This window comes from Flagellimonas hymeniacidonis (genome assembly GCF_008040165.1).
In the GTDB taxonomy this organism is placed as follows: Bacteria; Bacteroidota; Bacteroidia; order Flavobacteriales; family Flavobacteriaceae; genus Flagellimonas; species Flagellimonas hymeniacidonis.
This window is the reverse complement of the sequence record NZ_VRUR01000001.1, coordinates 239755-259260: the sequence shown is the minus strand read 5'-3', so window position 1 is coordinate 259260 and position 19506 is coordinate 239755. Positions and strand designations below refer to the sequence as shown.

Annotated in this window: 21 protein-coding genes; 7 read left to right on the top strand and 14 right to left on the bottom strand. The window is 36.5% G+C overall.

What is annotated here, in order from left to right:
* Position 1: 1 nt before the first annotated feature.
* Positions 2-571, bottom strand: coding sequence for an RNA polymerase sigma factor (locus FVB32_RS01215; protein ID WP_147740769.1), 570 nt, complete (start codon positions 569-571; stop codon positions 2-4).
* A 139-nt stretch (positions 572-710) separates the two neighbouring features.
* Complete coding sequence (locus FVB32_RS01210) at positions 711-1688, bottom strand: polyprenyl synthetase family protein (protein WP_147740768.1); 978 nt, start codon at positions 1686-1688, stop codon at positions 711-713.
* Positions 1689-1884: 196 nt separating this feature from the next.
* Between FVB32_RS01210 and FVB32_RS01205 the strand changes: the two genes are divergently transcribed.
* Positions 1885-2295 (top strand): hypothetical protein, encoded by a 411-nt coding sequence (locus FVB32_RS01205; RefSeq protein WP_147740767.1) that lies wholly within the window; start codon positions 1885-1887, stop codon positions 2293-2295.
* Between the two features lie 31 nt (positions 2296-2326).
* On the opposite strand, the gene rlmN is transcribed toward FVB32_RS01205, so the two are convergent.
* The 8 genes from rlmN to rsgA all read right to left on the bottom strand — a co-directional run bounded on the left by rlmN (position 2327) and on the right by rsgA (position 11605).
* Positions 2327-3367: a 23S rRNA (adenine(2503)-C(2))-methyltransferase RlmN gene (gene rlmN / locus FVB32_RS01200; RefSeq protein ID WP_147740766.1), complete on the bottom strand. Its 1041-nt coding sequence runs from the start codon at positions 3365-3367 to the stop codon at positions 2327-2329.
* 77 nt (positions 3368-3444) lie between these two features.
* Positions 3445-4494: a tRNA preQ1(34) S-adenosylmethionine ribosyltransferase-isomerase QueA gene (queA, locus tag FVB32_RS01195; RefSeq protein ID WP_147740765.1), complete on the bottom strand. Its 1050-nt coding sequence runs from the start codon at positions 4492-4494 to the stop codon at positions 3445-3447.
* 86 nt (positions 4495-4580) lie between these two features.
* Positions 4581-5810 (bottom strand): 3-phosphoshikimate 1-carboxyvinyltransferase, encoded by a 1230-nt coding sequence (aroA, locus tag FVB32_RS01190; protein WP_147740764.1) that lies wholly within the window; start codon positions 5808-5810, stop codon positions 4581-4583.
* 51 nt (positions 5811-5861) lie between these two features.
* Positions 5862-6188 (bottom strand): nucleotide pyrophosphohydrolase, encoded by a 327-nt coding sequence (locus tag FVB32_RS01185; protein WP_147740763.1) that lies wholly within the window; start codon positions 6186-6188, stop codon positions 5862-5864.
* A gap of 3 nt (positions 6189-6191) precedes the next feature.
* Positions 6192-8198 carry a transglutaminase domain-containing protein gene (locus FVB32_RS01180; protein WP_147740762.1) on the bottom strand — a complete coding sequence of 669 codons (2007 nt, stop codon included), beginning with the start codon at positions 8196-8198 and terminating at the stop codon, positions 6192-6194.
* 9 nt (positions 8199-8207) lie between these two features.
* Positions 8208-10121, bottom strand: a complete 1914-nt coding sequence (locus tag FVB32_RS01175; RefSeq protein WP_187269471.1) for a DUF3857 domain-containing transglutaminase family protein — start codon at positions 10119-10121, stop codon at positions 8208-8210.
* Positions 10122-10201: 80 nt separating this feature from the next.
* Positions 10202-10654, bottom strand: a complete 453-nt coding sequence (gene dtd, locus FVB32_RS01170) for a D-aminoacyl-tRNA deacylase (RefSeq protein ID WP_147740760.1) — start codon at positions 10652-10654, stop codon at positions 10202-10204.
* 3 nt (positions 10655-10657) lie between these two features.
* Positions 10658-11605, bottom strand: a complete 948-nt coding sequence (rsgA, locus tag FVB32_RS01165) for a ribosome small subunit-dependent GTPase A (RefSeq protein WP_147740759.1) — start codon at positions 11603-11605, stop codon at positions 10658-10660.
* Between the two features lie 93 nt (positions 11606-11698).
* On the opposite strand from rsgA, the gene FVB32_RS01160 reads away from it, so the two are divergent.
* The 3 genes from FVB32_RS01160 (at position 11699) to dnaG (ending at position 14791) form a co-directional block, all read left to right on the top strand.
* The gene (locus tag FVB32_RS01160; protein WP_147740758.1) at positions 11699-12139 is read left to right on the top strand and encodes a hypothetical protein; all 441 of its coding nucleotides are present in this window, start codon (positions 11699-11701) and stop codon (positions 12137-12139) included.
* A gap of 119 nt (positions 12140-12258) precedes the next feature.
* On the top strand, positions 12259-12699 hold the full coding sequence (locus FVB32_RS01155; RefSeq protein WP_147740757.1) for a hypothetical protein: 441 nt from the start codon (positions 12259-12261) through the stop codon (positions 12697-12699).
* Positions 12700-12817: 118 nt separating this feature from the next.
* The gene (gene dnaG, locus FVB32_RS01150) at positions 12818-14791 is read left to right on the top strand and encodes a DNA primase (RefSeq protein WP_147740756.1); all 1974 of its coding nucleotides are present in this window, start codon (positions 12818-12820) and stop codon (positions 14789-14791) included.
* A gap of 55 nt (positions 14792-14846) precedes the next feature.
* Here dnaG and FVB32_RS01145 read toward each other — a convergent pair whose 3' ends face one another.
* Complete coding sequence (locus tag FVB32_RS01145; protein WP_147740755.1) at positions 14847-15476, bottom strand: response regulator; 630 nt, start codon at positions 15474-15476, stop codon at positions 14847-14849.
* Between the two features lie 157 nt (positions 15477-15633).
* Positions 15634-16422, bottom strand: coding sequence for an NAD(+) synthase (nadE, locus tag FVB32_RS01140; RefSeq protein ID WP_147740754.1), 789 nt, complete (start codon positions 16420-16422; stop codon positions 15634-15636).
* Positions 16423-16488: 66 nt separating this feature from the next.
* Between nadE and gldB the strand changes: the two genes are divergently transcribed.
* On the top strand, positions 16489-17478 hold the full coding sequence (gldB, locus tag FVB32_RS01135) for a gliding motility lipoprotein GldB (protein WP_449401689.1): 990 nt from the start codon (positions 16489-16491) through the stop codon (positions 17476-17478).
* Complete coding sequence (gldC, locus tag FVB32_RS01130; RefSeq protein WP_147740752.1) at positions 17479-17811, top strand: gliding motility protein GldC; 333 nt, start codon at positions 17479-17481, stop codon at positions 17809-17811.
* Between the two features lie 9 nt (positions 17812-17820).
* Here the strand turns inward: gldC and FVB32_RS01125 are convergent, their stop codons facing one another.
* Positions 17821-18255, bottom strand: coding sequence for a hypothetical protein (locus FVB32_RS01125; protein WP_147740751.1), 435 nt, complete (start codon positions 18253-18255; stop codon positions 17821-17823).
* A gap of 236 nt (positions 18256-18491) precedes the next feature.
* Between FVB32_RS01125 and FVB32_RS01120 the strand changes: the two genes are divergently transcribed.
* Positions 18492-18869 carry a GTPase gene (locus FVB32_RS01120; RefSeq protein ID WP_147740750.1) on the top strand — a complete coding sequence of 126 codons (378 nt, stop codon included), beginning with the start codon at positions 18492-18494 and terminating at the stop codon, positions 18867-18869.
* A gap of 8 nt (positions 18870-18877) precedes the next feature.
* On the opposite strand, the gene yihA is transcribed toward FVB32_RS01120, so the two are convergent.
* Entirely contained in the window at positions 18878-19504 is a 627-nt protein-coding gene (yihA, locus tag FVB32_RS01115; RefSeq protein WP_147740749.1) for a ribosome biogenesis GTP-binding protein YihA/YsxC, read from the bottom strand.
* Positions 19505-19506: the final 2 nt, after the last annotated feature.

Here is a 19506-nt window from a genome sequence, read left to right as displayed (position 1 = left end):
TTTAATCACCTGATTTAATTCTGGGCGACATCCCCTTTAAGGTCAAATTTTCTTGAAGCAATTTTCGTGCTTTAAACAATTGCGATTTTGAGGTGCCTTCAGAAATTTTCAACATTTGGGCAATCTCTTGGTGTTTGTACCCTTCTACCGCATAGAGCAAAAAAACCATCTTATACCCTTCAGGAAGTTTATCTATTAGTTGTTGCACATACTCCACATCGAGTAATGAGTCGCTACTAATTATTTCCTTTGACTGGGATTCGTACACCTCATCGTCATAGACCACAAACTGTTTCTTGCGTAAATAAGAGATACTCTCCCGCACCATAATCTTTCTTATCCAACCCTCAAAACTTCCCTTATGCTGAAAGGATTTCAAATTTTGAAAGACTTTAACAAATCCATTTACCATAACATCTTCTGCAAATTGCAGATCCTTAATGTACTGTCTGCACACGCCCAACATCTTAGGGGCATATTTTTCGTACAATTGTTTTTGTACCTGCTGATCTCCGGCAATAGCTTTTTTAATAAAAAGCTTTTCGTTTGTATACAAAGAGACGATTTTCAAAAGTGGTTCTCGATTTGTTTTCTATAAAGATAGACGCGGTACGTTTTAAAAAGGTTGTCTGGAATATCATTTTTTTGAGCAACTTCAATGATATCTTCAAAAAGTTGCCAGGAAAGGGAGGTATTAAAGTGTAGCTATTCTATTTTTTACGATCCACAACATAGTTGACCATAAGGATAAGTGCACTCTTATAATCAGAATCTGGATAATTTTCCAATAACGCTAAAGCTTCATCTTTAAAGGCAAGCATTTTGGTTACTGCATATTCTAATCCACCTTTTTCTTTTACGTATGCAATCACTTCTTTTACCCGCTTTTTATCTTTGTTATGGTTTTTGATGGAGTTGATCAACCAACGTTTTTTTTCTTTATCGCTCTCATTTAACACATAAATCAAAGGGAGTGTCATTTTCTGCTCCTTAATATCTATCCCGGTGGGTTTTCCAATCTTTTCAGCTCCGTAGTCAAAAAGGTCATCTTTAATTTGGAATGCCATTCCACAGAGCTCTCCAAATTTTCTAAAGGTTTCCACATGTTCGGAATCTGGTTTTACTGAGCAAGCACCCATACTGCAACAAGCTGCAATTAAAGTAGCTGTTTTTTGCCGAATGATATCATAATACACCTCTTCAGTGATGTCTAAAAGGCGTGCTTTTTCAATCTGAAGCAATTCTCCTTCGCTCATGTCCCTAACCGCATTGGAAATGATATGCAATAGGTCATAATCCTTATTTTCCAAAGCCACTAAAACGCCTTTTGAAAAAAGAAAATCTCCAACCAAAACGGCTATTTTGTTTTTCCAAAGGGCATTGATGGAAAAAAAGCCTCTTCTTTTATGACTATCGTCCACCACATCATCATGTACCAAACTTGCGGTATGAATCAATTCAATAATAGATGCACCACAGAAGGTTCTATCATTCACACTACCCCCATTGATCAATTTGGCAGTAAGAAACACAAACATAGGTCGCATTTGCTTCCCTTTTCTGTTAACAATGTAGTATGTAATTCTGTTAAACAGGGCCACTTTGGAAGACATGGATTTTAGGAACTTCTCTTCAAAAAGTTCCATTTCATGCTCAATGGGCTCTCTAATCTGCGAAACTACCTTCAATACAATCGGCCTTTGGTGAATTTGGTTTTCAATGTCTAAAAGTAGGGAAAATGACAGAGTTCACCCTTGGAAGTTTCAAGTTTTAGGACACTAGTACAAAACCATCGATAATTTGCAAAATAGAGTAACTTCTTTAATGATGATGACATCACGCAACTTTGACTGAAGTTTTACATCTTTGAATTAAAGAAAGAAGATGGAATTAAGGTTTAAATCAATCTTATTTGTTGGGTTTTTCATATGTGTTTTAAGCTGTGGAAAAAGTAATGATGATTTTTTGACAACATTGGAGGGCAATTATGAAGGTACGTTCACTGTGGAATATAAAAATGATGAAACTTTTTCAAACCCGGTAGAAGTTTCTTTCAGTGAAGATCAGTTTTCAAGCACAACAGGGACCGATAGATTTCCAGCCGGAGGAAACGGAACATATAAGGTGGAAAACAATACTATTCAATTTACTGACAAAAATATATGGACTGCTGATTTTGATTGGAACTTAATTTTAAATGGAACGTATAACTATACCATAAATAAGAATACATTGACTTTATCAGCCAATAAAAATGATGTTGGGTTTTACAAATATGTCTTAGAAAAGAAATAAGGCTATTCTAACAATTAGTCTGTATTATAATCTAGCGCTTATTGGCCAATTGACCACAAGCAGCATCAATATCTTTACCACGAGACCTTCTTACGGTAACGGTAATTCCATTTTTCTCTAAAGTGTTTTGGTACATCTCTACAGCATCGTTGGAAGCCTGTTGAAATTCGCCGTCATCAATAGGATTGTATTCGATTAAATTCACTTTTGATGGAGCAAACTTGCAAAACTTGAATAGGGCGTTTGCAGCTTCTTGCGTATCATTGATGCCTTCCCATACTACATATTCGTAAGTTATTCTGTTTTTGGTTTTACTATACCAATATTGCAGTGCTTCACGCAAATCTTTTAAGGGGAAAGTAGCGTTAAAGGGCATTATAGAGGTGCGGACTTCATCTATTGCGGAATGCAATGATACTGCCAAACCAAATTTAACCTCTTCATCAGCCATTTTTTTGATGATTTTAGGAACTCCGGATGTGGAAACGATAATTCGCTTAGGTGACATTCCCAGCCCTTCTGGTGAGGTGATTTTTTCAATTGCCTTAAGTACATTATTGTAATTCATTAGTGGTTCTCCCATTCCCATAAAAACAATGTTACTTAAGGGTCTATCAAAATACAATCGACTTTCATTGTCAATGGCTACCACCTGATCATATATTTCATCTGGATTTAGATTGCGCATTCTTTTTAATCGTGCCGTGGCACAAAACCTGCAGTCCAAACTGCAGCCTACTTGGCTCGATACGCAAGCTGTGGTTCTTGTTGCTGTGGGAATTAGCACTGATTCTACAACCAAATCATCATGAAGCCTAACCGCATTTTTAATGGTACCATCGCTACTACGTTGCATCTGATCTACTTTGATGTGGTTAATAACAAAGTTATTTTCCAACATCTCCCTGGTTTCTTTAGAGATATTGGTCATGGAATCGAACGAATGTGCGGATTTTTGCCATAACCATTCATAAACTTGATTACCACGAAAAGCCTTATCACCTTCGCTGACAAAAAAGTCGCGCAATTGTTCTTTGGTAAGGGCCCGTATGTCTTTCTTTTTAATTTCCACTGGCTAAAGATAGTCAAGAAAAAATCCCGTTGATTTGATCAATCAAACGGGATTTTAATATGGTAGTAGCTTTTATATTAAATTATTAGCATTGCATCTCCGTAGGAGTAAAAACGATACCCTTCTAAAATAGCTTGCTTGTACGCTTTTTTCATAAGATCATGTCCAATAAATGCTGAAACCATCATCAAAAGTGTGGATTTTGGCAAATGAAAATTGGTGATCATGCAATTGGCAATGCTAAATTCGTAAGGGGGAAATATGAATTTATTTGTCCATCCTTCAAAGGTGTTTAAGGTATGTCCGGAGGACACAGCACTTTCCAAACCACGCATTACAGTAGTTCCAACGGCACAAATACGTCTTTTTTCTTGCTTAGCGTTATTGATGATCTCAGTTGCTTTTTCATCGATAACCAGTTCTTCACTATCCATTTTATGTTTGGATAAATCTTCAACTTCTACAGGATTGAAGGTTCCCAGACCAACGTGCAGGGTAACTTCTGCAAATTTAACGCCTTTTATTTCCAATCTTTTTAATAAGTGCTTAGAAAAATGAAGTCCAGCAGTAGGGGCTGCAACAGCACCTTCGTGTTTTGCATATATGGTTTGATATCGCTCCTCATCTTCTGGCTCTACACCTCGCTTAATATATTTTGGTAGAGGTGTTTCACCCAATTCGCGAAGTTTTCTTCTAAAATCGGTATAGGACCCGTCGTAAAGGAAACGCAACGTTCTTCCTCTAGAGGTTGTATTGTCAATTACCTCGGCAACCAAACTTTCATCATCTCCAAAATACAGTTTGTTTCCAATTCTTATTTTCCTGGCTGGATCTACCAAAACATCCCAAAGACGTTGCTCTTGATTTAGCTCTCTTAATAAAAAGACTTCAATCCTGGCTCCAGTTTTTTCTTTGTTTCCATATAATCTGGCCGGAAAAACCTTGGTGTTATTCAACGCCATGACATCTCCTTCATCAAAATAGTTGATAAGGTCTTTGAACATTTTATGCTCAATCTTTCCAGATTCTCTATGAATCACCATAAGTTTGGATTCATCCCTATTTTCAGCGGGATATTCTGCCAATAATTCTTTGGGTAATTCAAAACTGAAGTTTGATAATTTCATGTAACGTTTTTTTGGATATTTTTAAAGAGGGCAAATATACAATCTCGGGATAGGGGATGTCAAGTAATTTGACAATTAAATGCGAATTACAGTTCTTCTTCAACAAAACCAAGTATTCCAAGATCCTTCCAATAGTCTGGATAGGATTTTGAAACTACCATGGCATCATTGATCACCAAAGTTGTTCTTAAAGCCAAGGGCGCAAATGCCATGGCCATTCTATGATCGTGATAGGTGTCAATAGCAACTCCAGAAGTGATTGCTTTTGTAGGCTTGATTGTAATACTTTCTGCATCGGTGGCAACTTTTGCACCCAACTTTGTTAGTTCGGTTTTTAATGCGGCCAAACGATCCGTTTCTTTTATAGGAAGTGTATGCAAACCTGTAAGATGACAACCCATTCCCAAACCAAGACAAGTCACTGCCATTGTTTGGGCAATGTCCGGAGCATTGGAAAGGTCATAAGTGATAGTGGGCAATTGAGGATGTGCTGTTTTTACAATGGTAATCTCATTTGCTGAAAACGAAGTTTCTACACCAAAATCTCTATAAATTTCTTCCAAAACACTATCTCCTTGTAGCGAATTCTCCTTGTAGGAAGAGAGTTTAATTTCTGTACCTACTTCACACAATGCCACAATACTGTAAAAATAACTCGCAGAACTCCAATCGGATTCTACAACCAAAGTGGTCTTTTCTACCTGGTTTTTAGTATCTATTTTTATGGTATTTCCTTCAAATTGGGTGTTGACCCCTATTTGCTCTAGTAGTGCCAAAGTCATTTTAATATATGGAACTGAGGTTATTTTACCCACTAGCTCTACTTCCAACCCGTTTTCAAGACTAGGCGCTATTAAGAGCAAGGCAGAAATATATTGACTGCTGATATTGGCCGGCAATGAAACCTTGCTTTTATCCAATTTTTTCCCTGTAATTTTTATTGGTGGGTATCCTCGTTCTTTTACATAATCAATTTCTGCACCCAATTCCCTAAGCGCCTCAACCAATACTTTAATGGGGCGTTCCTGCATACGCTTAGATCCAGTAAGTACAACCTTTTTACCTTCTTGTGAGGCGAAATAAGCCGTTAAAAATCGCATTGCTGTTCCTGCATGATGTATGTCTACTTCCCCAGATACCGTTTTTAAGCCTTTTTGCATTACTGCTCCATCATCTGAATTGGAAAGGTTTTCAATGTTCACATTTGGGAAAAGTGCTTGAAGCAATAAGGAACGATTGGTTTCACTTTTGGAGCCAGTGATTTTTATTGCTTTATTGATTAATGGTTTTTTTGGGTAGGAAAGTTGGAGTTTCAAAAGCTGAATTCTTTATAAGTTGTCCTGAAAAAATAAAAGCTCAAAGATAATCTATTTGAGCTTTTTATTATTTTGATGGCGGTCATGATCCCGCTTGGTTTTTAACTCCAATTTTTGGTCAAATGATTTCTGTAAATCTATTCCGGTTTGATTTGCCAAACAGAGGACTACAAAAAGTACATCTGCAAGTTCTTCACCGAGATCTTTGGTCTTATCCGACTCTTTTTCGCTTTGTTCCCCATATCGTCTTGCAATGATTCTGGCCACTTCACCCACTTCTTCTGTAAGTTGGGCCATATTGGTCAATTCATTAAAATAGCGAACCCCATGGTTTTTTATCCATTCATCAACGGCTTGCTGGGCGTTTTGGATGTCCATAATTTAGATTTTGGACAAAACTACTTTTTCCGTCTCTTTTTCGATCATTTTTTTATACAATTCTTTAACGCCTGCATAATCTTGGGGAGCGATTATTGCTGTATTGAATTGAATATCTGTTTTAAGCTGTAACGTATTGCCTCTTTTTCCTAATTTGTAACTGAAAGCGCCTAGGTTTTCGGGTAAGGTCATGATTAAGTTCTCGGGCAAGGAAATAACCTCATAACCATCAGGAATAGCTATGTTTACAATATATCGTCGTTGCCAAGGATGGGCGAAATCTATTGGATAATCCCTTTTATCGAGTTTAAAAGGATTTTCTTTTTCTGTATCGAAAAACATAGGTGAAAAATAAATCTTATCATTTATTACCTCAGCTTGACTTTCTAAATAAAAATCGTAACTCTCTACAATAGGCTTACTTAAATCTGTTTTATTTTTTACAGCATAATTGGAAATTTCCATTCCTCCGTGGTCATTTTCTACTTTTTCTAAATAACTTTCTTGGTCTATTTGGTTGTATGAGTTTCTATACAAATATGCATTCTGACCAGTGTAATTTTTACGAAGCTTACCATCGATATCGCCATTGGGTTTTAAGTTTACGTTCATCATGCTCATCTGTTTGGAATTCGTCTTTGGAAACATTGAGATTTTTTCTGAAGCCCCATCTTCATATACAACCCTACCAAACCAGTTTAATGCTTTGGTAGGCAGCAGATTGACATTAGTATATTTATTGCAGGCATCCAATAGGATGATTTGATCACCTTCCTCTACAGATGCTACAACATAATTGAATCCTTCCCTAGTTGGAAATAAAGGAACACCATGATTCCTAGTGCTTACTAAAACAGGATTTGCATTCAATCCAGCTTCTTTCAACATGGCGACCAAAAGTAAATTGATATCCCCTACATTTCCTGTTTTATCCTTGTAGGCATTCTTGACGCCTTTATTGGAGTATTTCCCATAAATCCCATTCCAACTCATTCGATTTTGAACATGTTGAAAAATTGCCTTTGTCTTCTGCTGATTATCAACCATGCCATTGATAATGGATTGAACGTCCTCTCTCAAGAATCTAGTAGCTTCAATCTGATTTCCAAAATTTTGATTTTTGTAAATCTTTTTAATCACCTTTTCCCAAGTAGTGGCATATTCCTCGGGAGGAGAATTGGGATATTTAACAAACTGCAATTCATACTTGATTGCGGATCGATAGTTGTTCATATTGTTTACATAAAGTTCTCTTTGTAACGCTGGCACGTCTTTCATATAAAAGGTAGAGGTGTTAATTGTATAGTACATAGTATTACTATTATTACCTTCAGAAACTGGTAAACCCTGATTGGCTCTGGACTTTGAGGTGAAACTGATTTTGGCAGATTTTGAGCTGATAACTGGCGATACAGGAAGATACCCTCTAACGGCTGTCTTAAAGTTAAAATATTCAGGAATTGAAACGGAAACCTCTTCTTCTTGAATCGGTATATAGTATTGAAAAGGTATTTCATCAATATAATAAGCATATGGAGATGTTATACGGTATTCATATTCTAAAATGCTGCCTTCCTTTACATTGGGCATTGTAAACTTTTCTTCATTTCTATATTTTGAGAGTGACGAAACGAATATCTCTGACCCCTTTATCTTTGATTTTACAATTTGTCCGTTCTCTAAATTATACGTATTCCCTTTTAAACTTCCAATACTCTCTTTAGCTCCACTACCTTTATAAAGACGCTCTTTTATTGTAGCATAACCAAAACCGCTTTTATTGTATATTTTAATCCGCTCCTTTACGCTCCGAATAACTTGAAAACCTGACTTTTGTTTATAGTCATAGTATATTCTTACTTTTCTAGCAAGAACTACTGCTGAAGCAGAGGAGTCTTTTACATAAAATTTTTCCTCAAGCATTTCTTTGGATACTTTTTCAAATTTTACCTCTTGGGCCAAACCAAGGTTCACCATTAAGATTAAAATAATGAGGTGATTAACTTTCATGATATTGTTTTAGTTAGTTTTTGTTTTTACTAATACAACTTGGGCGTTGTCCATTTTAAGAACTTCTTTTTGAAATTCTCTATACGTTTTATACTTTTCCTTTGGGAATTTGCCGTGCTTTACTAAAAAGTACCTCTTATATAAAAGTGTATTTGCATTTTCCAGCTCCTCAACAGACACTTTATATGTGCCAAATTCGTTTTCAATATGCAAAGATTGTGGTATGGCCTCTATGTCAAAACCTTCCGGAAGTTTGATTTCGAACTCAGCTTCATCCAAAAAACCACGTTGAATCACAAACGGAGAATTTCGCTTTCTGTACCTTTTGGGCAAGGACCGGTTTTTGTTAAATGGATTTATTCCAAACAACAATCGTTCTCCACTTTTGTTGGCATAATTTGATGCTTCAATATTTAGTTTTTCCTTGAAAACTATACTGTCCCTATCATTTTCAAAACTATAGGATTCCAATTGCAAGTTGTTCACATTACCCCAATAGTTCTTATAATAATCTGCTACTTGTTTTTTAGTTTTTCCTTCCAAATAAAAATGCTGATCATATTTGATTCCTTGAGTTTGGACTGAAACTGTACCTTCTAGTCCCCCTAGAGAATCCAAATTGACTTTGGCACTTGTTCTTTTAAGATTTTCACTGTTAAGGTAAGAAGTAGTTGTGACCAGTTCGCTTTCATTTGGTTTTACAACTAGAACTTTACGCCCATCTGTAAAATCTCCTAGAAACCCGAAAGGATGCACTTGGGAGGTGCAATCAATCCAATAATACTGCCCTTTATAAGGAATTGCAACTATGGCATGGTTTCCCTGGAGCAGATCCGGAAAGTCATCTTCAAAATCGATTTTTTCATCGCCTGCCTCAACATGAACATAGTAAGATTCTACCTCAACAGCACTTAATAAGGCCCTTGTGTAATTGGAGAGACCCTTGCAATCACCATATTTAACCTTGTCCACCTCAATCGCACTTATTGGTTGGAATCCCCCTATCCCAACTTGTACACTAATGTATCGTGTGTTGTCTTGAACATAACTGTAAATAATTTTAGCTTTTTCCAAATCATCGTCAATGTCTCGGACAAGTGATTTTGCTGTTTCAACAGTTCCTTGAGAAAGTTCCAATCTACCTTTAAGCAATTCTTCATTGATCCAATCCCCCATTTCTTTCCAACTGTTTACTTTGGCTTGTATTCCTTTAAAACTAAATTCTGGGAGTCTAACTGATAGTATCGGAGCTATTTCATTAAATGATGGGCAGAGTTCTTCCTTTTTTATGGATTGTATATTGCGAGCTTCATAGGTTATATTGTTGAATTTCTCTGTTTTTAAAAGCTCAAATCCATCAAGATTTTTCTCTTTTATATTCGGTCTAAATTTTTTCGAGGGATAGGTAATGGTGTACTTGCTATATTCAACACTAGTTAGGTAACCTGATAAAAAATACCACTGTGGAACCGCACCGGTATCTGAAGTCTCTATTTGGCATTCAAACTCGATGGTATATGGATATTGTATAGGTGTGTAATTATAATACATTAGCTTATCATCCAGATAAAGTGAGAAACCATCTACAGCACTTCTTGTTGAAAAGTCATTTTTCTTAATCTGATCTATCTTATTTCCAAAACTATCATATATAACTGCGCCAATGTTGGTGATTTTAGTTTGTTCATCGAAGTATTTTCCCAAGTATGCGTGACGATTACCATGTTTATTTAGAACAGTGACAACTTTTTTAATGGTGTACTCCATTTTATCTATGGAATTTACTTTTACAGCAATTTCATCCCAACGATAGACTGCGTTGGAATTATTGAGGAGTTCCTTCGGGATTGCGCTAAAATTAAAATCTTGCGAAAACGAAAAGTGTATACTTAAAAGGAGCAGAGAAAAAGTAAGAAAACGCATTAAGATTGGTCGGTTAAATAAGTTAACACTAAAATGGTACATTTCTTACAAAAGAAAAAAACAAATTCGTTAAAAGACTATTATTCCTTATGTTTTGTGTCTATTAGTATGGTTACTGGCCCATCATTCAGTAAATCAACTTTCATATCGGCACCAAAAACACCCGTACCTACTGTTTTTCCTAAAGCTTCTTCAATTTTTTGGACAAAGACTTCATAAAGGGGTATGGCAATTTCCGGTTTGGATGCTTTGATATATGAAGGTCTATTTCCTTTTTTAGTTAATGCATGAAGCGTAAACTGACTTACTACAATCATGTCTCCATTTGTATCTAGAATGGAACAGTTCATAATACCCTCTTCATCATTAAAAATGCGGAGGTTCACTATTTTTTTTGATAACCATTCAATATCTTCTTTGCCATCTGCATCTTCAATCCCTAATAACACAAGAAGACCATTCCCAATACTTGAAACCAATTTGTGGTCCACAGTCACGCTAGCCCTGGAAACTCTTTGTATTACCGCTCTCAATTCTTATTCTTTATAAATATCCGTTCTGTAATTCTCCTCTTCTCCAGTAATCATTTGCACATAACTTTTATACCTGCTCCAAGCGATTTCATCTACTTCCAATGCAGCTTTTATAGCACATTTGGGTTCATCTAAATGTCTGCAATTATTAAACTTGCATCTGGATTTTAAGGCAAAAAACTCTGGAAAATAGTCTCCAATCTCATACTGTTCCATATCAACAATACCAAAACCCTTGATACCAGGGGTATCAATTATTCTTGCGCCGAAAGACAGGTCATACATTTCTGCGAAAGTTGTGGTGTGCTGTCCTTGGAGATGTTGCCCAGAAATTTCTGCGGTTTTTAGTTTTAGTCCTGGTTGCAGTGCATTGACCAGAGTGGATTTACCTACACCTGAATGCCCAGCAAACATGCTTGTTTTATTAACCATCAAATCTTTAACCAATTCTACATTATCTCCTTCCTTAGCTGCTATTTCAATACAGTGATATCCTATATTTCTATACAACTGCGCCAAATAGCCCACTTCTGCCTTTTCATCTTTGTCATATACATCCATCTTGTTAAACAAAAGAACCACAGGAATTTCATAGGCTTCAGCAGTTACTAGAAACCGATCAATAAAGCTGGTGAAGGTTTGTGGATTGTTTAGGGTAATCAACAAAAAAACCTGATCTAGATTGGCGGCAATGATATGTGTTTGTTTGGATAGGTTTACCGATTTACGAATAATGTAATTTTTCCGCTCTTTTATTTCTGAAATCACGGCTGTGGTTTCATCGCCAATTTTATCTAAATCAAAAACTACTCTGTCCCCTACAGCCACCGGATTGGTACTTTTTATACCCTTAATTCTAAATTTACCTTTTATGCGGCATTCATAAAAACTACCCTCATCCGATTTAACGGTATACCAGCTTCCGGTAGATTTATAAACGATTCCCTGCATTATATGTTAACATTTTCTTTGCAAAGAAACAATAATACTCTAATTGATACGTATATAGTAGTTAACAGTTTATTTAACCAATTAAAATCTATTATGAAAAAAATCTTTTTTATCGCAGTGATAACCCTAGCTGCTACAGTTGAAATGAGTGCTCAAAAGTTTAAGGTTATTACCAGTGTAGAGTCCATTGTGCCAAACGGTCTTGGGCGTTCCAGAATTGTAAATGCTCTGGAAGATAAAGATTACAGGGAGTACACCAGTGTCCAAACTGAGGATGACAACACCAGAAACAAATCTAAACGTGGTGACATCCGTGTAAAGAATTTTGAGGAAACCAAATTATTGAACTTTTACAATATTGGCGGAATTCGTTTTCAGAATATCGCTGCTAACGATGCTTTGTTAACTTCTATGATCAACGATATGGTTGCAAATGGCTGGGAATTGGCCTTTGTGACCAGTGCTGTGGAAAGTGAAGGCGGTAAAGGCGATGGTCAGGGAATATTTATTACCCGATATATTTTTAAGAAATAAAATTTAATATTTCTGTAGTTCCAAGACCCTTTGATAATTCAAAGGGTTTTTTTATTGCCCAAAATGCAACCCTTTATAAAATGAGACTGTCTTTCTGGTATAGTAAAGAAAAACATATCATGAAAAAAATTTTAGTAGTTGCCGGTTTGGTGCTATCCACAAGTCTTAGTATTAGCGCCCAAGAATTTAAGGTCATCACAAGTGTAGAATCTATTGTCCCGAACGGAATGGGCAGATCTAGAATAATTAATGCGCTGGAAGATAAAGATTACAGGGAGTATACCAGTGTGCAGACCGAAGATGACAATACCAGAAACAAGTCTAAAAGAGGGAACATCCGTGTAAAGAATTTTGAAGAAACCAAATTATTGAACTTTTACAATATTGGCGGAATTCGTTTTCAAAATATTGCAGCTAACGATGCTTTGTTAACCTCAATGATCAATGAAATGGTTGCCAATGGTTGGGAACTCGCCTTTGTAAACAGCGCTGTCGAAAGTGATGGTGGAGATAAAGATGGACAGGGAATTTTTATTACCCGATATATTTTTAAAAAATAATATAATCAATAAAAGTCCCTTACAATTGTAAGGGACTTTTCTCTTTTAATTTGGGTAAATCTAGGGCCATCATTTTTTCATTTTTTAGTTACCTTTAGAGGCTATTTAAAGTATCGCATTGATTTCAAAAACCACCATTGACCAAGTATATGAAACCGCCCGTTTGGAGGAGGTGATTGGGGATTTTGTACAGTTGAAGAAATCGGGCTCTAATTTTAAGGGATTAAGCCCCTTTACAGATGAGCGTACCCCTAGTTTTATGGTTTCTCCCGTAAAACAGATATGGAAGGATTTCAGCAGTGGAAAAGGAGGCAACGTAGTAGCCTTTTTAATGGAACATGAGCACTTTACCTATCCAGAGGCTATAAAATACTTGGCAAAAAAGTACAATATAGAGATTGAAGAGACTGAGCAGAGTGATGAGCAAAAAGAGCAGGCCAATGAGAGGGAAAGCATGTATTTGGTTTCGGAATACGCTCAAAAATACTTTACGGAAACCCTCTGGGAGTCTGAGCCTGGGAAGGCCATAGGACTTACCTATTTTAAGGAACGAGGTTTTACTGATGGTATCATTAGAAAGTTTGGACTTGGCTATGGTTTGGATGAGTGGGAAGCTTTTACCAAAACAGCGATAGACAAAGGATATAAACTGGAATTCTTAGAGAAAACAGGTTTAACTATTGTCAAAGAACAATCTGGAGGGGAAACTAAAAAGTTTGACCGGTTTAAAGGGAGGGTCATGTTCCCCATCCACTCTATGAGTGGAAGAGTGCTTGGTTTTGGGGGACGTATATTGACTAATGATAAAAAAGCAGCCAAATACTTAAACTCCCCTGAAAGCGACATTTACCATAAAAGTAAGGTGCTTTATGGAATCTACTACGCTAAGCAATCCATTGCAAAGGAGGGTAATTGCTATTTGGTAGAAGGATATACAGATGTCATTCAATTGCATCAAAGCGGTGTTGAAAATGTAGTGTCCTCTAGTGGTACGGCACTTACACCAGAACAGATAAGACTGATTAACAGACTTACCAAGAATATAACAGTACTTTTTGATGGGGATGCGGCGGGCTTAAGGGCTTCGCTTCGCGGAATTGATTTGATTTTGGAGCAGGGCATGAATGTAAAGGTTTGTACTTTCCCCGAAGGAGAAGATCCAGATAGTTTTGCCAAGAACAACACCTATGAGGATTTAGTTCTTTATTTGGAAGAGAATGCAAAGGATTTTATTCAATTCAAGACTTCTCTTTTAGCTGAGGAAGCTGCTAATGATCCTATAAAAAGAGCAGATACAGTTAGGGACATTGTCAATAGCATTAGCAAGATTCCAGATCGTATAAAGAAGGAGATTTATATTCAAGAATGTGCTAAAATAATGCACATCTCAGAAGAAGTACTGTATAACACGCTAGCACAAATAGATAAAAAAGGTGTTGCTGATGCGAACAAAAAACAAAAACAAGAGCAAAAGGCTTTTGAGGTCGTAAAAAATGACCAAGTTGTTGAGAAGGTTGACGTACAATATGAGTTGGAACGAAAAATAATTGAAATGCTCCTCTTATATGGAAATCAGAAACAAGAATTTGAAGATTTGGTGCTCAAAGAAAATGAAGAGGGCGATTTAGTCCTTGAACCTGAGATTATTGAGGCCAAAGTCTACGAAAAAGTGTATTTGGATCTTCAAGAAGACGAAATTGAACTCACGAATGAACAATTTAAGATTATATATTATAAATTGATTGAGGATTTAAATGAGAATGAAGAATTTAAAGTGAATTCGTTCTTGGCAAATCTTGATCAGGCGATGGTGAGTGAAATTTCTTCAATTTTAATGGAAGAAGAGCGCTATGTACTACATGATTGGGAGCGAAAGGACATTTACCCCAAAGAAAAAGGGCAAGGTGTTGCACAATTGGTGGGGGAAACTATACTTACCTTACGTTGTAATTTAATTAAAAACCGAATTAAAAAGTTGCAAAAAGGTACCGAAGGAAATGTTGGGGATAATTCTGAAGTATTGGAAGAAATTGTGAATTACCTACAACTAAACAAATTATTGAATGCAAAATTGAACAGGGTACTTTCCTAAAACAAAAAATCCCAAACATAAAGCCCGGGATTTTTATCAGTTTGTACTGGCTATTTTAATAAAGCTCAAGCGCCTTTGCCTGTTGCAACAAATCGACCAAGTTGTCCACATTTAATTTTTTCATTAAACGTGCTTTGTATGTACTAACGGTCTTTTCGTTTAGGTTTAGACCCTCGGCAACTTCTTTGTTTCGTTTTCCACTGGCCAAAAGTTTTAAAACTTCTACCTCTCTTGAAGATAATTTTCTAAAGAATCTTCGTGGTTTTTGGGTTCCTTCATCAAAAGCAAGACGTTGTGCCAATTCATTGGTGATAAACATATTGCCTTCACTTACTTTTCTTACTGCTGTAATTACGTAGTCCAGATCAGCAGTTTTCGATAGGTAACCAAATGCTCCTGCCCTAATGGTACTTAATGCATAGACATCTTCAGATTGTCCACTATACATAAGGGATTTAACGTTTGGAAACTCTTGTTTTAATTTTCTTAGGGTAGCAATTCCGTTTATTTCCGGAATATCCATTTCTAACATTACTACATCTGGGGAAACTTTGTCTAACGTATCGAACAACTCCGTGGTTGTTGAAACATCAGCAATAACCTCAATATCTGAGCTAGCTTCGAGCACTTGTTTAATGCCTAGTCGAACTATGGGATGATTGTCAGCTATTATTACTTTTATCATTTGGTTTGAGTTTTATTCGTTTGTTTAGTACTTAATTACTTACGTGGCGTGGCAAGCAAGTTAACAATTTGAGGACGTAAAACTGTAATTTTTTTCTTAAAACCATAGAATTTCTGGGGTTTTTTTCGTTTTAAGCTGGGTTTTCTAGGTTAAAAGGTCATTTTAAGTGAGCAGGAATTTCACAAATAGGTATAGGAATCATCTTATGTTTGTTCGCAGTATTAAACTTTTTATAGATACTGAATACTTCTCTTTTTCTGTCAGAAAAATCGCTAACACTCTTTTTCTCATCATCCATTTTCATTGCCCACTCCAATTCTGGATAGCTAGCACCAATCTGATCTTCGTCTGTTCGGCTATCTCCCCATAGCCCATCAGTAGGAGCTGCATCCATAATTTCTTGGTTAACCCCCAGAGTACCACCTATTTCATATACTTCTGTTTTTAAAAGATCGGCTATAGGGCTTAAATCTACCCCACCATCACCATACTTGGTATAAAATCCTACCCCAAAATCCTCTACTTTATTTCCTGTCCCGGCTACTAAGTAACCCTCCAAAGCAGCAAAATAATATAAGGTTGTCATACGTAACCTGGCACGCGTATTTGCGAGGGACATAAATCTATCTTCTTCATTTTCAACTTTCGGTAAGGCTGCAACCAAGCTATCGAAAACCGGGGTTAGGTTAACAGGTTGTCTGCTTACGTTGGAAAAGTTATCCATTAGCCATCCAATATGGTTATCCGCTCTTGTAACTTGGTTTGTGCCTTGATGTATGGGCATCTCCAAACATAAAAGCTCTAAACCTGTTTTAGCACAGAGCGTTGAGGTTACGGCAGAGTCAATTCCCCCAGAAACACCTATGACAAATCCCTTGCAGTTTGCGTTGGTGGCATAATTTTTTAACCAATTAACAATATGATCTATTACCTTTTCGGTTTGCATGCTATACTTTTTAAATTCAATAATTTACCTTTGTGCCCTGTAAATTTAAACGCTGCAGTGCTAAAAATAAAGAGCTTGTCAAAATACTTTGATGCATATGCATACGGCTTTCTGGTTTTTGTAATGTTTCTTACCCTTTCAGGGTGTAAACGAGAAGATAAAACCGCCAGTGAGATTTCAAAAATCCCTGTTGACCTTGAAGTGTTCAGGTTTGATCGTGAGTTTGCAACTGCAACTGCAGAACAAATTCCTGCTTTGAAGGAAAAATATCCGTATTTGTTTCCAGAACAGTTTCCAGATAGTATATGGATCGCAAAACTTACAGATACCATTCAAACAGAATTGTCGGAAGAAGTAAATAAGGCTTTTGGTGATTTTACTAAAGAAACTGAGGATATAGCATCGCTTTTTAAGCATATGCGCTATTACTTTCCAACCTTTGAAGTTCCAAAGGTAGTTACCGTGACTTCTGATGTGCGATATAATAATAGGATAATCTATACAGATACGCTTTTACTATTGGGATTGGATAATTATTTGGGTAAAGACCATCATTTTTATAAAGGAATCCAGCGTTATATTGCTAAAGGATTGGACAAGCAATTTCTTACCTCGGATATAACCAGCGCTCTGACAAAGAAAATAGTGCAGTACCCAAGAAATCGGTCCTTTTTGTCCCGAATCGTATATTATGGTAAGGAGCTTTACCTAAAAGATAATATACTTCCTACCATTTCTGATGCCCAAAAAATTGGATATACTCCAGAAGAAATAGCATGGTCTAAAGCTAATGAAGAGCAAATTTGGCGCTATTTTGTGGAACGTGAATTACTATATAGCACTGACGCAAAATTGGATAGACGTTTTTTAGACACAGCGCCCTTTTCAAAATTTCAGTTAGAGTTGGACAGTGAGTCGCCGGGTAGGGTAGGTCGTTATATCGGATGGCAAATTGTTAGGGCCTTTATGGAAAGGAATGATGTAAGCTTGCAGCAGCTTTTAAGTTTACCTGCAGATGAAATTTTTAAGAAATCAAATTACAAACCAAGAAAATAAATGGCAGTAGCACATACTTCAGAAATAAAATTGACGGTTGGGTTGGACGAAAATAGAGTTCCAGAAGAACTAAATTGGTCTGCCCAAGATGGAGGAATACAGGATGAGGAGGCCAAAGCCATGATGCTCTCTGTTTGGGACAGTAAGAATAGGGAATCTTTAAAGATTGACTTATGGACCAAAGATATGCCTGTTGACGAGATGAAAATCTTTTTTCATCAGACCTTGGTTACTATGGCGGATACCTTTATGAAGGCAACCCAAGATGAAAAAATGACCGCAACCATGAAGGATTTTTGCGATTATTTTGCCGAAAAATTAGAATTGAAGTAAGCTTTCAATTTAAGGTAACGGCTCATTCAATCTATTAAACTGGCTTTTTTCATCTCCTTTCAAATCCAGATACCTTTCAATTTTCTCTTTGGTGGGTTTCAGCATAAAGAAATAAAGGATTAAAACAACGGATATGGTCAGATATGCCATATTCCCTGTTATCATAAATGCTACAACACCAAAAAGGGCAGGCGCTTCGGCTAAAGCATACTTGATGATAGAGGCAGTCTGAAATCGAGCTAGTTTTTGCCTTAGATCAATTGTTTTCGGGATATTTCTAATAGATTGTTTAAAAATAAAATTCCCTAAAAAAATGCAGCTAACGGCAACAATGGGAACAATCATTAGGTAGATGTCATCAGTATCAGAGAAATTTAAACTGGCATTTTGTGTTTGGAAATAGACTACGGTGCCAAACAGTATAGGTCCCATAATTAAACTCATGTGTAGAATGGATAAAGTTTTTATAAATCCATTAGGGGTGAGTGGCTGTTCCTTTGTGCCCATAACTTTGGTAAAATGTTGGTTGCAAATAAAGGTAAATTAAAAACCAATAAGATAAATGAATTGATTAAACTCTAAATTGATTCAAAACATTCACGGTTTGGTTTGATGCTTTATCCATATCCAAAGAAATTGAAAGGCGAATATGTATTTTTAGACTAATGTGATTAATTGATATGAAAAAGAAAACAACTCAAAAACTCCTTTTTATCTACAATGCTAATTCAGGCACTCGAAATGCCATTATGGATAGTATGCATAAGGTCTTTAGTCCCTCTACATATGACTGTAATTTGTGCGACATCACTTTTGGTGTCGTTTCAGAAAACAAAACTTGGAAAAAGTTTAGAGAAGAAGAAGCATATGACATGGAGTTCTTGCACAAAGATGAATTCTCTGAGAAATACGCCAGCAAATTTGGGCATAAGTTTGAATTTCCAATAGTACTGACTGAAGGAGAGACTGGTTTGGAAGTTTTGATTACCAAAGAAGAGCTAAATCAGCTTAAGGCTGCAGAAGGATTAGTGCAGCTAGTGAAAGAGCGGGTCGAATAAATGTATTGCTAATTTTTGGAAGAAGTTTGAGCGGCAAAAAATCCCTTGTTAATTCCGTCAATATAGCCGAGGAGTTCGTCTTTCCCCATTCTATTGGTAGAAGATGTTATAAAATGAAACGGAGCCTCTTCCCATGCACCATCCAATAGTTTTTGTAGGTAGGTAGCAGCCTGCTTTTCTATTACAGTAGGTTTTAACTTGTCAGCTTTGGTAAAAATAATGGCAAAGGGCACTTGGTGTGTTCCCAACCATTCCATGAATTCTAAATCTACGGGTTGAGGTTCATGTCTAATATCCACTAAAACAAAACCGCAAACCAATTGCCTGCGTTCTTCAAAATACTCCGTTATATATTTTTGAAAAACCTTTTTATCCTTTTTAGAGACTCGGGCATAACCGTAACCGGGTAAATCTACCAAGAACCAATTGTTGTTGACCTTAAAATGATTAATCAGTTGTGTTTTTCCAGGTCTTCCAGAAGTTTTGGCCAAACTTTTACGTTCCATCAACATATTGATCAATGAAGACTTACCTACATTGGAACGGCCAATAAATGCATATTCTGGTAAAGGTTCATTGGGGCATTTGGCCACACTGGAATTGCTCATCACAAATTCGGCCGAAGTAATTTTCATGA

Excerpts from the sequence above, each read along its gene's own strand:
- FVB32_RS01205 (WP_147740767.1), top strand. The coding sequence starts at position 1,885 with ATGGAATTAAGGTTTAAATCAATCTTATTTGTTGGGTTTTTCATATGT.
- queA (WP_147740765.1), bottom strand. The coding sequence starts at position 4,494 with ATGAAATTATCAAACTTCAGTTTTGAATTACCCAAAGAATTATTGGCA.
- FVB32_RS01185 (WP_147740763.1), bottom strand. The coding sequence starts at position 6,188 with ATGGACATCCAAAACGCCCAGCAAGCCGTTGATGAATGGATAAAAAAC.
- FVB32_RS01180 (WP_147740762.1), bottom strand. The coding sequence starts at position 8,198 with ATGAAAGTTAATCACCTCATTATTTTAATCTTAATGGTGAACCTTGGT.
- FVB32_RS01175 (WP_187269471.1), bottom strand. The coding sequence starts at position 10,121 with ATGCGTTTTCTTACTTTTTCTCTGCTCCTTTTAAGTATACACTTTTCG.
- rsgA (WP_147740759.1), bottom strand. The coding sequence starts at position 11,605 with ATGCAGGGAATCGTTTATAAATCTACCGGAAGCTGGTATACCGTTAAA.
- FVB32_RS01160 (WP_147740758.1), top strand. The coding sequence starts at position 11,699 with ATGAAAAAAATCTTTTTTATCGCAGTGATAACCCTAGCTGCTACAGTT.
- FVB32_RS01155 (WP_147740757.1), top strand. The coding sequence starts at position 12,259 with ATGAAAAAAATTTTAGTAGTTGCCGGTTTGGTGCTATCCACAAGTCTT.
- FVB32_RS01145 (WP_147740755.1), bottom strand. The coding sequence starts at position 15,476 with ATGATAAAAGTAATAATAGCTGACAATCATCCCATAGTTCGACTAGGC.
- nadE (WP_147740754.1), bottom strand. The coding sequence starts at position 16,422 with ATGCAAACCGAAAAGGTAATAGATCATATTGTTAATTGGTTAAAAAAT.
- gldC (WP_147740752.1), top strand. The coding sequence starts at position 17,479 with ATGGCAGTAGCACATACTTCAGAAATAAAATTGACGGTTGGGTTGGAC.
- FVB32_RS01125 (WP_147740751.1), bottom strand. The coding sequence starts at position 18,255 with ATGAGTTTAATTATGGGACCTATACTGTTTGGCACCGTAGTCTATTTC.
- FVB32_RS01120 (WP_147740750.1), top strand. The coding sequence starts at position 18,492 with ATGAAAAAGAAAACAACTCAAAAACTCCTTTTTATCTACAATGCTAAT.
- yihA (WP_147740749.1), bottom strand. The coding sequence starts at position 19,504 with ATGAAAATTACTTCGGCCGAATTTGTGATGAGCAATTCCAGTGTGGCC.